Raw genomic sequence first — 12,188 nt, 5'->3', positions numbered from 1 at the left:
TTTTGGTCCAAGGACTGTACCATGCGACTGCTGAAGAAAGCCCTCACCTTCGACGACGTTCTCCTCGTTCCCGCCCATTCCGCCATCCTGCCGCGCGACGCGGATCTCTCCACCCAGCTCACCCGTGGCATCCGCTTGAATCTGCCGCTGGTGTCCGCCGCGATGGACACCGTCACGGAGGCGCGCTTGGCGATCGCGCTCGCCCAGGAAGGTGGCATTGGCATCATCCACAAGAACCTTACGCCCAAGCAGCAGGCGGCGGAAGTCGCCAAAGTCAAGCGCTTCGAATCGGGCATTCTCAAGGATCCGGTGACCATCCCGCCGACGATGACCGTGGGCGAGGTCTTGGCGCTTACCCGTCAGCTCGGCGTTTCGGGGCTGCCGGTGGTCGAGCACGGCAAGGTGGTGGGCATCGTCACCAACCGCGACCTGCGCTTCGAGACGCGCTTCGATGTGCCGGTGGCCACCATCATGACGCCGCGCGAGCGCCTCGTCACCGTGCGCGAGGGGGCGACGCTCGAGGAGGCGAAGGCTCTGATGCAGCGCCACCGCCTCGAGCGGGTGCTGATCCTCGACGAGCACGACGCGCTCAAAGGGCTCATCACGGTCAAAGACATTCAGAAATCGAGCGAACATCCCCTCGCCACCAAGGACGAGCATGGTCGCTTGCGCGTGGGCGCAGCGATCGGCGTGGGCCCCGGCACCGAGGAGCGCGCCGAGTTGCTCGTGGCCGCCGGCGTGGATGTGCTGGTGGTCGATACGGCGCACGGCCACTCGCAAGGGGTGCTCGATCGCGTGCGTTGGGTCAAGCGCACCTATCCCCAAGTTCAGGTGGTGGGTGGCAACATCGCCACCGCCGAGGCGGCGCGGGCGTTGCTCGATGCTGGCGCCGACGGGGTGAAAGTGGGCATCGGCCCCGGTTCGATCTGCACCACGCGCATCGTCGCCGGGGTGGGGGTGCCGCAGATCACCGCCATCGACGACGTGGCCACGGCGCTGGCAGGCACCGGCGTGCCGCTCATCGCCGACGGCGGTATCCGCTATTCCGGCGACATCGCCAAGGCGCTCGCGGCCGGTGCGAGCACCGTGATGCTCGGTAGCCTCTTCGCGGGGACCGAAGAGGCGCCCGGCGAGACCGTGCTCTATCAGGGGCGCTCCTACAAAGCCTACCGCGGCATGGGCTCGCTCGGGGCGATGCAGCAGGGAGCGGCCGACCGCTATTTTCAGGATGCGAGCGCCAACGTGGAAAAACTGGTGCCGGAGGGCATCGAAGGTCGGGTGCCCTACAAGGGGCCGGTGAGTGCGGTGATCCACCAGCTGGTGGGCGGCGTGCGCTCGGCCATGGGCTACCTGGGCTGCCATACTATCGCCGAGCTGCAGGAAAAAGCGCAGTTCGTCGAGATCACCGCGGCCGGCGTGCGCGAATCGCACGTGCACGACGTGCAGATCACCAAAGAAGCCCCCAACTACCACGTCGGATGAGGATCCCATGACCCGACACGACAAGATCCTGATCCTCGATTTCGGCTCGCAGCTCACCCAGCTCATCGCCCGGCGCGTGCGCGAGGCGCAGGTCTACTGCGAGATCCATCCCTTCGACGTGGGCGAGGACTTCATCCGCACTTTCGCACCCAAGGGCATCATCCTTTCCGGCGGGCCGAATTCGGCCTATGCGGCGCTCGATTGGCGCGCGCCCGAGATCGTTTTTGCGCTGGGGGTGCCGGTGTTGGGCATCTGTTATGGCATGCAGACCATGGCCGAGCAGCTGGGTGGCAAAGTAGCGGCGAGCGGCAAGCGCGAATTCGGCTACGCCCAGGTCCGCGTCACCGCCCCGAACCGCCTCTTTGGATCGCTCGCCGATCGCCGCGACGAGGAAGGGCACGCGGTGCTGGAGGTATGGATGAGCCACGGCGACAAGGTGGTCGAGTTGCCGCCGGGCTTCACCGTGATCGGCAGCAACGAGTCCACCCCCATCGCCGCCATGGCCGACGAGGCGCGCGGTTTCTACGGTGTGCAGTTCCACCCTGAAGTCACGCATACGCTCAAGGGCAAGGAGATGCTCGAGCGATTCGTGCACGAGATCTGCGGCTGCGGACGCGACTGGACCATGCCCGATTTCATCGGCGAGGCCATTGCCCGCATCCGGGCGCAGGTCGGTGACGAGGAAGTGATCCTGGGGCTCTCCGGCGGGGTGGATTCGTCGGTCGCCGCGGCGCTCATCCACCGTGCCATCGGCGATCGGCTCACGTGTGTCTTCGTCGACAACGGCCTGCTGCGCCTCAACGAGGCCGAGCAGGTCATGGCGACGTTCGCGCGCAATTTGGGCGTGAAGGTGATCCCTGTCGATGCGAGCGAGCGCTTTCTCTCGGCGCTCGCCGGCGTGGCCGATCCGGAACAGAAGCGGCGCATCATCGGGCGCATCTTCGTCGAAGTCTTCCAGGAAGAGGCGGCGAAGCTGCCGCGTGCGCGCTGGCTCGCCCAGGGTACCATCTATCCCGACGTGATCGAATCGGCCGGGGGCAAGACGAAGAAGGCGGCGAGCATCAAGAGCCACCACAACGTGGGGGGGCTACCCGAGACCCTGAACCTCAAGCTCCTCGAGCCGCTGCGTGAGCTCTTCAAAGACGAGGTGCGGGAGCTGGGCATCGCCCTGGGGTTGCCGCACGACATGGTCTATCGCCATCCTTTCCCTGGACCGGGGCTGGGGGTGCGTATCCTCGGGGAGGTGAAGCGCGAGTACGCCGACACCCTGCGCCAGGCCGATGCGATTTTCATCGACGAGCTGCGCCGCGCCGACTGGTACGACAAGGTGAGTCAAGCGTTTGCCGTGTTCCTGCCGGTGCGTAGCGTCGGCGTGATGGGGGACGCCCGCACCTACGAGCACGTGATCGCCCTGCGCGCGGTGCAGACGCAGGACTTCATGACAGCGCACTGGGCGGAGCTGCCGCACGCATTGCTCGCCCAGGTGTCGCACCGCATCATCAACGAGGTGGCCGGCGTCAACCGGGTGGTCTACGACATTTCCGGCAAGCCGCCGGCGACGATCGAGTGGGAGTGATTTGGGGACTGGTGTCGCCTTATGACTTTTGCCTCTCGGGCGATTCGATCGACTCGCGCATCGTCTCACGACCCAAGAATAATGCACGACGTTGCGGATCAATACAATCGTCCGGGACCTGACAGTTGGGGCAATTTTATTGGCCAAACGTGGATCAGTTCTGGCGGCCATTGACACGTAGGTGCTGAGCGGCGGTGTCGAGCAAGGCCCCTAGCGCTCCAACGGCGAGGATGGCCGCCATCAGTTCGTGATAGGCGAGACGGTCACGGGCGTCGAGAATGAAATAGCCAAGCCCGGCATCGACACCTAGCATCTCAGCGGGCACCAGGACGATCCAGCTTACGCCGATCGCCAAGCGCAAGCCAGTGAGTAGCTGCGGCAAGATGCCGGGCAGGATGATGCGCGTCAGTGTCTCGAAGGGCGTGGCTGCCAGGCTCTTGGCCAGCAGGAGCCAGCCCCGTTCGAGCTGCGCCACCCCTGCTGCGGTATTGAGCAGCACGGGCCAGACGGCGGCAAAGGCAAGCAGAAAGTACACTGGCGCATCGCCCACACCGAGCAGCATCACAGCCACTGGCATCCACGACAGGGGCGAGATCATACGCAGGAACTGGAAGAGGGGACCCGTGGCGCGAGCAAAGGAGCGCGACAGTCCCACGAGCAGACCAAGTGGCACTCCTACGAGCGCAGCAAGCACAAGACCCACGAGTACGCGCTGCACGCTCATCGCGAGGTGATGCCACCATAGCGCTTCCCCGCACAGCCGTGCCAAGGTACGAAGGGCCATGGTCGGAGCGAACTGTGCTGCGATCGGCACGCGTGCGCCGAGCGCCAGGATCGCCGCTTCCCACAGCAACGCTGCAGCCGCGAAGCCTGCCAGTGGCAAGAGTAGGCGCGCCCAGGTCCTCACGGCGCCACCTCCTCATGGCGGCTGAAATCCGGAGATAAACCAAAGAGGGCAGGTCCGCCCAGCTCGGCGATGGCTTCCCGGACGAAACGATCGTCGACGAGGTCCCGTGCCACGAAGCTCGGATCGAGTGCCTGCAAGAAAGCCGTCTCGCCCTCGAGGCGCGTCTCGCGCAGCAGCCGTACCAGTGCCTCAGTGTACGAGGGGAACGGATAGGGTTGAAAATCGATCCGGGTGAGGTGCCAATCGCGGTGCACGATTACGCCGCGCGTTTCGTAAGCGGCCATCGCTTGGGGATCGAAGACGGCTTCCAGCGTCGCGGCCGCATGAGGCGTATAGCGCTCGGGATGTTCGGCCGAGAGCGCGCGTGCCGCTTCGAGCCGATGCATCCGTCCCCAAGCTTGGGCAGCGACGAGAGCTTTGGTGACGCGGCGCGCCCACTCGGGACGTTGGACGAGGTCCTGTTCAGCAAGCAGGGTCACGCAACAGGCATGCGCATTCCACACGTCGCCTGAAAAGCGCACTATCCTGCCGATGCCGTTGCGCTCAGCAAGCGCGTTGAAGGGTTCGGCGACGCAGAAACCGGCAATTGCGCCTGAGGCAAGCGCAGAGACCATCTCGGAAGGGGGCTGCACGAGAAGATTGACCTCCCGGGGCCCGGGCTTTTCCTCGCGTGGTCGGCTCACGGCTTTGAGGCCATGCCGGCGCAGAATCTGCTGCAATAAGACGTTGTGGATAGAATACCAAAATGGGATCGCCACACTTTGGCCCCCGAGCGCTTCGACGGAAGCGATGTCAGGGCGCACAGTGAGCGCCGAGCCGTTGATGTGGTTCCAGGCGACGATCTTGGCCGGAAAGCGTGTGCCGTAGCGTACCCAGAGCGTGGCGGGTGACAGCAAGTGAATGACATTCACCTGCCCTGAGATGAAGGCTTCAACCAGCTGCGCCCAGCTGCGAAACAGTCGCGGTCGCTTAGCCTGCAACCCTTGGGCCGCGAACAATCCTTGAGCGTGTGCAAGCAGTAACGGCGCCGCATCGGTGATGGGCAGATAGCCGATGCGCACTGGCACGTTATCACCGCGCAATGTCTGCGCGAGCGCCTCACCTGAGCGTAGCAAAGGGAGGACCGATGCACCTGCAAGTGCTGTCAAGCGCAAGAAGTCACGGCGCGACATCCCGCACCCGCAGCCTGCGCGGCAGCGATGCGGCGGCAAACAGCGGGGATTAAGCGGCATGGCGCACCTCCGCACGATCCTCATCGTCTGTAGCGCAGGGGGCGTGGGCGCGCAGCGCCGCCAGCAGCTCGCGACGCAGCGCTGTAAGTTCGGCTGAGGCGGCCTCGCGCGGTCGCGGCAGAGCCAGTGGCCATTCGGCCAGTACCGTCGCCGGTCGTGCGCCCAGGAGCAGGATGCGATCGGCAAGAAAGATCGCTTCGTCGAGATCGTGCGTCACGAGCACCACCGCTGTCCCTGTCTGCTGCACTTGTTGGAGCAGGAGCTCTTGCATCTGCGTCCTCGTGATGGGATCGAGCGCCGCAAACGGTTCGTCGGCAAAGAGCAAGAACGGCTCCCGTACTAGGGCTCGCGCAAGCGCCACGCGCTGTGCCTGTCCGCCAGAGAGCTGTGACGGGCGCGCAGTTTCGCGCCCCGCCAGGCCCACAGCAGCCAGGGCACGGCGCACGCGTGCGTGACGCTCGGCGGCGGGAAGGCTTGGCTGGTGACGAAAGTCCAGCCCGAATCTGATGTTGGCTGCTAGGTCGAGCCACGGCAACAGACTCGGCTGCTGAAAGAGAAGGGCGCTACGCGGATGCGGACGCGGCAGCGGCTGCCCCAAAAAATGGACGTGCCCTCGGCTCGGCGTTTCTAAGCCCGCAAGGACGCGCAGCAGGGTCGACTTCCCCGCGCCGCTGGCTCCGAGCAAGACCACGATTTCTCCGGAGCGCACCTGTAGCGAGACGTCGCGAAACACCTCTCGGCCCTCGTAGTGCATCCCCAGCGCTTCGGCACCGAGCAGAACCTGCGCCGTCTGTACCGGTAGGAACGGAGCATTCATCTTGCGGGCCTCCTCAGGCGGCGTGCCGCGCCAGCTCACCTTGCAGCTGCGTGAGGCTGGGCGTGATGACGGGGATGAAGGCTGCTTCAAGCCAGCGACGCGCGAAGTCGCACGGTTGAGCCCGCAGATAGGCTCGACCGCCGCAGGCGGCGAGCTCGAGCGACAGCGCCTGCTGGACCAATTCCGTCAGGCGAATGCGCAGGCGAAAGAGCGAGGCCACATCGCGCTGGAAAAGCCCCTGAGACAGCCCTTTGTGTAACTGAGCCACGGCCGTATCAAGGGCGCGCTGTGCCTCGGCGACTGCGGGAAGCACTACGGCGTGCGCCGCTCCCGCCCGTTCCTGGGCGCTACGCAATGCCGCCCGTGCCAGACCGATGGGCAATCCGAGTTGCAAGCCGAGAAAGGCCGGCCGCACCTGAGAACAGAAGACGTGCGCCTCGTCGTGTAAGAGCCATTCCTGGTTCAAGGTGACACCGTCGATCTCGATTGCCGCTGTGTTGCTGCCGCGCAGCGCTACCAAATCCAGATCGTCGCTGCGACGTACCCCCGGCATGGAGCTCTCGAAGACTACCACCGCCGATCCGCCGTCGAGGGAAGCCGCGGCCGCCACGAGAAAGCCCTCCCGCCTCAGGTTCGTCACCCAGGGTAAGCGGCCGTCTAGGCGCAGCGCCCCTTTCTCACGCCTGGCTGTAAGCTGCAGCGATTCGATCCCAGAGAGATATTTCATCGCATTGGAAAGCCCCGTGGCACCAGCGATGCGCCCCGTGAGCACGGGTTCGAGCCAGCGTGCGCGCAGCGCAGTGTTGGGGGTTGCGAGGAGGTACTCAATGAAGGTGCGCTGCCCCCAGCAAACGAAAGCTGCTGTCAACGAATGCTGGGCAAGCGCGGCGATCGCCTCGATCGCCTCCAAGAGCGTTCCCCCGCTGCCCCCCCATTGCGAAGGAACCCCGATACCGAAAAATCCCCCCTGCGCTAACGCAGGGACGAGTGCCTTGGCGGGCTCGCCGCCTTCGTTAAGCGCGTCGGCATGTTCAGCAACCCAGGAAAGGGTGGAGGAAGAAAAGCGCGTCGTCTCGCTCATGGCTGAAAGACTCCCGGACGGAAAGCTTGCAATTCGCGGTTGATCTCGTTGTGTGCGAGGTTGTTGGCGAAGTTGCACAGCGTCGCCAGACTCACGCCCAACACGACCTCGAGCGCCTGGGCCGGCGTGAATCCGGCAGCGTAGAAGGCCTCGAGCTCGCCATCGCCGACGTTGCCCCGCGTGGCAATGAGGGCGCGCGTGAAATCAACGAGCGCATCGAGCCGCGCCTCGCCCGTGCGGGCTCGATGTTGTAGCGCATGAACGGTTGCAGGCGGCAGACCTGCTTTCTTTACGGCGAGCGCCGTATGACCACTGACACAGAATTCACAGCCATGAAGACCCGCGGCGGCGATCTGCACGGCTTCTCGCTCAGCCAGGGTCAGGCTACTGCGTCCGTTGATCTCGCCCAGTGTCAGGTAGGCTTCAAGCGCCGTGGGCGCGTTGGCGAGCACGGCGACGAGATTGGGCAGAAACCCGTTGTTCGCAAGCACCCGCTCGACGAGCGCTCGGCTTGCTTCGGGAGCACGGTCAGGGGTCTGTAAGGGAAGACGGGACATGGGGTGGCTTCCTTTCTCAGGGGAGGGGAAGCCACAGTGTAGAGTGAAGATGAAATTACTTTAAGAGATGACGGACTATAAATTTATGAATTTTTTGGAATAAAAAGCGCTCGCCCCGTCACCCGCCGTCGAGCGATGAGGTCCTCAGGCTTCTGGGCGCCCTTTTCCGCCCAGCAAGACGGGAAGTACACGCGCCCCTCGTTCGCTTCGGGCAAGAGGGTGGACCGGCGGAGGACAGGAGGCGGACTCTGTAGCTTTGGGTTCATAAGGCCGGGAAAAGTCGAAGTCATCCGGGGCGCGTCCGCTGCGCTCGGCGCTGCGGCGACGGGAGGGTTCGGCGCGGCGCTCGCGGGGCGGTGCTTCCAGCGTTTCGGCGGGAATGGGGCGGCCGAGCATTTTTTCGATCGCCTGCAGCCGCTCCTCTTCGCTCGCATCGACGAGCGAGATCGCCAAGCCTTCGTGCCCGGCGCGCCCGGTGCGTCCGACGCGGTGCACATAGTCTTCAGGGTTGGGGGGCAGGGCGTAGTTGATGACGAAGGGCAGTTCTTCGATGTCCAGCCCCCGGGCGGCGACGTCGGTGGCCACGAGCACCCGCAGCGAGCCGTTCTTGAAGGCTTCGAGCACCTCGAAACGCTGCTGCTGGGATTTGTCGCCGTGGATCGCCTCGGCCTGAATGCCGCGCCGCTGCAGGAGCGAGGCGAGCCGTCCGCAGGCGATCTTGGTGTCGACGAAGACGAGCGCCTGGCCGGGGTGGCGCTGCAGCAGTTCGACGAGCGCTTCGCGTTTGTGTGCGGCCTCGCAGCGCACGACACGGTGCGTGATGGTCTCGCTCACCGTGTTGCGCCGCGCGACTTCGATCGTTTCCGGATCGCGTAGCAGCTGTTGGGCGAGTTTCTTGATTTCGGGCGAGAAGGTGGCCGAGAAGAGCACGGTTTGGCGCTCTCGCGGCAGGCGTTCGATGATGCGGCGGATGTCGGGCATGAACCCCATGTCGAGCATCCGGTCGGCCTCGTCGAAGACGAGGAATTCGACCTGGTTGAGCTGGATGGTCTTCTGTTCGAGGTGATCGAGTAGCCGCCCCGGGGTGGCCACGACGATCTCCACGCCGCGGCGCAGTTCCTCGATCTGGGGTTTGATGTCCACGCCGCCATAGATCGCCGCGGCGCGCAGCGGTAGATGTTTGCCATACTGGCGCACGGATTCATAGACCTGCAACACCAGCTCGCGCGTGGGAGCGAGCACCAGCGCGCGCACGGGATGGCGGGCGGGGCTCGCCGAAGTGTTGGCGTGAGGCGCGAGGCGCTGCAGCAGCGGCAGGGTGAATCCGGCGGTTTTGCCGGTGCCGGTCTGGGCGGCGCCGAGCAGATCCTTGCCGGCGAGGATGCGCGGGATGGCTTGGGCCTGGATCGGCGTGGGTTCGGTGTAACCGAGGTCGTTGACGGCGGCAAGCAGTTCGGGCAGAAGCCCAAGCTCAGAGAAGGTCATCGGAGGTCGTGCGCTCCAGAAACGGAAGAAAATGGCAAAGACAAGAAATTATACGCCGGCATCGGGCGATCGGCGGCGAACTCAAGCCAAGGCTCGGGCAAAGACGGTGACTTCCTCGCGGTCGTGGTAGAGCTGCTTGCAACGCAGCTCGATGCCGCCGGCCTCGCGCGTGAGCCGCTGTAGCCGCTTGCGGGCGTCTTCTAGCGCTTCGAGGCGTTTTTTCATCGGGAGTTTCAGGTTGAAGAGGGCATAGCGGCACAGGCGTTGGGCAAACCAGCGACCGACGAGCTCGGCGATGCGGCTGGGTTGCTCCACCATGTCGCACAGTAGCCAATCGACGCGACCGCGCGGGCGCCAGGTAAAGCCGTCGGCGCGCTGCCAGTCGACGAGCCCCGAGGCGAGGAGCCGCGCATCCAGCCGACCGTTGTCGATCGCGCTTACGCGCAATCCCCGCTGGACCATCTGCCAGGTCCAGCCCCCCGGGGCGGCGCCCAGATCCACGGCTTTCGTGCCAGGGCGCAGCCAGTGGGCACGTTCGTCTTCGTCGAGCAGCACGAGGAGCGCTTCGGCGAGTTTGAGCGCCGATCGGCTGGGGGCTTCCGCCGGCAGGCGCAGCCGCGGAATGCCGTTTTCCCAGGGAGAGAGGATCGCGGCGGGAGCATTACCCAAAAAGGCTTCGCGCGAGGAAGGGAAGAAGAAGACGAGCGCGTCGCGGGCGCGCTCGGCGAACTTGCCGGCCCCGGTGAGCGCCGTTTCGAGGTGCGGCCGCAGGCGGCGGCAGAAACCGGAGAGGGGGCGTCCTTCGTCGCTATCGGGAAAGGCGAGACGCAGGGCGGAGAACCGCGTGCGGGGGTGATGGTGCACGACGTTCTCGAGCAAGGGGCGTACCCGATCGCGCTCCGGCAGCGTCAGGCGATCGAACCAGGGCAGGCACTCGCGGGCGAAGACGAGCTCGCGCCAGGAGGGCAGGGAAATCTCGTCCGGCAGCGGGGCACGGGCATCCAGCAGCACGTAGCCGCTGCGTGCCTGTACCGTCAATTCGGCAGGGATGCCTTGGGCCTCGGCCCAGCGGCGCAGTTCGGCGGCGGCCTCGGGTTCGAAACCTGGGCGGGTGAGGGCGATCAGCCCTTGCGGCGGGGAATGCATGGCGTACACTACGGCAGAAATGGCAATGATACCGCGGCGTGCCGGCAGCGGCGCGCTTTTCGACGAAGGAGAGTACGAGCATGGAGTATCGCACGCTGGGAGAGGGTGCCTTGCAGGTGTCGGCGATCTGCATGGGGACGATGACGTTCGGGGAACAGAACGACGAGGCACAGGCGCACGCGCTGCTCGATCGCGCATGGGAGGCAGGAATCAATTTTTACGACACGGCGGAGATGTACCCCGTGCCGGCGCGCGCCGAAACCTGCGGGGCGACGGAGCGCATTGTCGGTACCTGGCTCAAACGCAAGCCGCGCGATCGGGTGGTCCTCGCCACCAAGGCGGCAGGTCCGGCGCGCAGCCTCGATTGGATCCGCGGTGGTCCCGGCGGGTTCGACGAGCGTAATCTGCGCGAGGCGATCGAAGGCAGCCTGCGGCGCTTGCAGACCGATTACGTCGATCTCTATCAGCTGCACTGGCCGGATCGCAACCAGCCGATGTTCGGACAATGGCAGTTCGACCCGGACAAGGAGCGACCGACGGTGCCGATCCGCTCCCAGCTCGAGGCACTGGCCAAGCTGGTCGAGGAAGGAAAGATCCGCTATGTCGGCGTCTCGAACGAACATCCCTGGGGCGTGATGCAGTTCGTGCGCCTGGCCGAAGAGCATGGCTTGCCGCGCATCGTCTCGATCCAGAACGCCTATCATCTGATGAACCGCACCTTCGAGTATGGTCTGGAGGAAGTCTGCTTCCGCGAACGGGTGGGACTGCTCGCCTATTCGCCGCTCGCCTTTGGCCTCTTGAGCGGCAAATACCTTGCCGATCCTCAGGCCGAGGGGCGCCTGACGCGCTTTGCCAACTTCGGACAGCGCTACGCCAAGCCCAATGTCCAACCGGCGGTCGAGACCTACGCGCAGCTTGCGCGCGAGCTGGGAGTGAGCCCGGCCACGCTCGCGCTGGGCTGGGTCTACCATCGCCGCTGCGTGACGAGCACCATCATCGGGGCCACCCGCCCCGAGCAGCTGGAGGAAAACCTCCGGGCCTGGGATTGGCGCCCGAGCCCGGAGGTGCTCGCGCGCATCGACGAAATCCACCTTCGCTACACGAACCCGGCGCCTTGAACGGGGCCGGAGGATGCTGCCGCGCTGAAGGGGCGTTCCCGCCCGGGGGTCATCGCCCCGGTGCAGCCGGTGCCGGCGTGGCGGGTACGGACGGTCCGGGAACGTTCTCCGCTTTGGGGATGATGGGCTGTGAGCGTTTGAGCGGCTCGGTGGGGGCGAACACCGGTGGTACTTCGCGCAGGTTGTTCTGCAGCATGTAGTCGTTCATTTCGCGCCAGCCCTCGAAGATCGCCGCTTTCGAGGCGTTGGGATTGAGGGCGTAACAGTCTTCGAGCGAACGCCCGGCGTGCCGGCACGCGGCGCCGATCGCCTTGGCCTCGGCCTCTGCCTTCTTGGCGTCGTTCAGGCCGATGGCGTCGTAGAAGGCGTCGCAGCCCGCCAGCGATGCGGCCAGAAGGAGCAGCAAGGGCAGGGATCGGCGGGGCATCGGGTCTTCCTTGCGGGAGCAGGTGAAGGCGTTAACGGCATGGCCGCGGAAAACTTTATGCCGGGGCGGCCTCGCGCGCGAGAGTATGGATTTTTTTTGGCGAGCTGGCTATAATTCTATGCTTCAGGAGAGGTACCGAAGCGGTCATAACGGCGCCGACTCGAAATCGGATGGCCGGGTAAAACCGGCACGCGGGTTCGAATCCCGCCCTCTCCGCCAGGTTTCATTGGCAATGCCGCAAGGCGTGCGGAACCGGTTTACAGTGAATGGTTTTTTTGCTACCATGCGCGCTCTTCTGCTGCGGGGGTATAGCTCAGTTGGTAGAGCGCTTGCATGGCATGCAAGAGGTCAGCGGTTCGA

Annotated in this window: 11 protein-coding genes and 1 tRNA gene; 4 read left to right on the top strand and 8 right to left on the bottom strand. The window is 65.1% G+C overall.

What is annotated here, in order from left to right:
• The first annotated feature begins 21 nt into the window (after positions 1-21).
• Positions 22-1,482: an IMP dehydrogenase gene (gene guaB, locus H607_RS0107295; RefSeq protein ID WP_028874891.1), complete on the top strand. Its 1,461-nt coding sequence runs from the start codon at positions 22-24 to the stop codon at positions 1,480-1,482.
• A gap of 7 nt (positions 1,483-1,489) precedes the next feature.
• Complete coding sequence (gene guaA / locus H607_RS0107290) at positions 1,490-3,058, top strand: glutamine-hydrolyzing GMP synthase (RefSeq protein WP_028874890.1); 1,569 nt, start codon at positions 1,490-1,492, stop codon at positions 3,056-3,058.
• A 154-nt stretch (positions 3,059-3,212) separates the two neighbouring features.
• Here guaA and H607_RS0107285 read toward each other — a convergent pair whose 3' ends face one another.
• The 7 genes from H607_RS0107285 to rlmM form a co-directional block, all read right to left on the bottom strand.
• Positions 3,213-3,965, bottom strand: coding sequence for an ABC transporter permease (locus H607_RS0107285; protein ID WP_028874889.1), 753 nt, complete (start codon positions 3,963-3,965; stop codon positions 3,213-3,215).
• Positions 3,962-5,197 (bottom strand): ABC transporter substrate-binding protein, encoded by a 1,236-nt coding sequence (locus tag H607_RS0107280; protein ID WP_028874888.1) that lies wholly within the window; start codon positions 5,195-5,197, stop codon positions 3,962-3,964. Before H607_RS0107280 ends, H607_RS0107285 begins: the two co-directional genes overlap by 4 nt.
• Entirely contained in the window at positions 5,187-6,014 is an 828-nt protein-coding gene (locus H607_RS12140; RefSeq protein WP_051240749.1) for an ABC transporter ATP-binding protein, read from the bottom strand. The genes H607_RS0107280 and H607_RS12140 overlap by 11 nt, the downstream gene beginning before the upstream one ends.
• 13 nt (positions 6,015-6,027) lie before the next feature.
• The gene (locus H607_RS0107270) at positions 6,028-7,095 is read right to left on the bottom strand and encodes an acyl-CoA dehydrogenase family protein (protein ID WP_028874887.1); all 1,068 of its coding nucleotides are present in this window, start codon (positions 7,093-7,095) and stop codon (positions 6,028-6,030) included.
• Complete coding sequence (locus tag H607_RS0107265) at positions 7,092-7,652, bottom strand: carboxymuconolactone decarboxylase family protein (RefSeq protein WP_028874886.1); 561 nt, start codon at positions 7,650-7,652, stop codon at positions 7,092-7,094. The genes H607_RS0107270 and H607_RS0107265 overlap by 4 nt, the downstream gene beginning before the upstream one ends.
• A 144-nt stretch (positions 7,653-7,796) precedes the next feature.
• The gene (locus tag H607_RS0107260) at positions 7,797-9,137 is read right to left on the bottom strand and encodes a DEAD/DEAH box helicase (RefSeq protein ID WP_028874885.1); all 1,341 of its coding nucleotides are present in this window, start codon (positions 9,135-9,137) and stop codon (positions 7,797-7,799) included.
• Positions 9,138-9,218: 81 nt separating this feature from the next.
• Positions 9,219-10,283: a 23S rRNA (cytidine(2498)-2'-O)-methyltransferase RlmM gene (rlmM, locus tag H607_RS0107255; RefSeq protein ID WP_028874884.1), complete on the bottom strand. Its 1,065-nt coding sequence runs from the start codon at positions 10,281-10,283 to the stop codon at positions 9,219-9,221.
• Between the two features lie 80 nt (positions 10,284-10,363).
• On the opposite strand from rlmM, the gene H607_RS0107250 reads away from it, so the two are divergent.
• Positions 10,364-11,401 carry an aldo/keto reductase gene (locus H607_RS0107250; RefSeq protein WP_028874883.1) on the top strand — a complete coding sequence of 346 codons (1,038 nt, stop codon included), beginning with the start codon at positions 10,364-10,366 and terminating at the stop codon, positions 11,399-11,401.
• Positions 11,402-11,450: 49 nt separating this feature from the next.
• On the opposite strand, the gene H607_RS13230 is transcribed toward H607_RS0107250, so the two are convergent.
• On the bottom strand, positions 11,451-11,828 hold the full coding sequence (locus H607_RS13230; protein WP_072247987.1) for a hypothetical protein: 378 nt from the start codon (positions 11,826-11,828) through the stop codon (positions 11,451-11,453).
• Between the two features lie 126 nt (positions 11,829-11,954).
• Between H607_RS13230 and H607_RS0107240 the strand changes: the two genes are divergently transcribed.
• A tRNA-Ser gene (locus H607_RS0107240) sits at positions 11,955-12,047 on the top strand.
• The last annotated feature ends 141 nt before the right edge of the window (positions 12,048-12,188 follow it).

This window comes from Tepidiphilus margaritifer DSM 15129, assembly GCF_000425565.1.
Lineage (GTDB): Bacteria > Pseudomonadota > Gammaproteobacteria > Burkholderiales > Rhodocyclaceae > Tepidiphilus > Tepidiphilus margaritifer.
The sequence above is the reverse complement of the archived record's forward strand: the minus strand, read 5'-3'. Positions and strand labels throughout refer to the sequence as shown.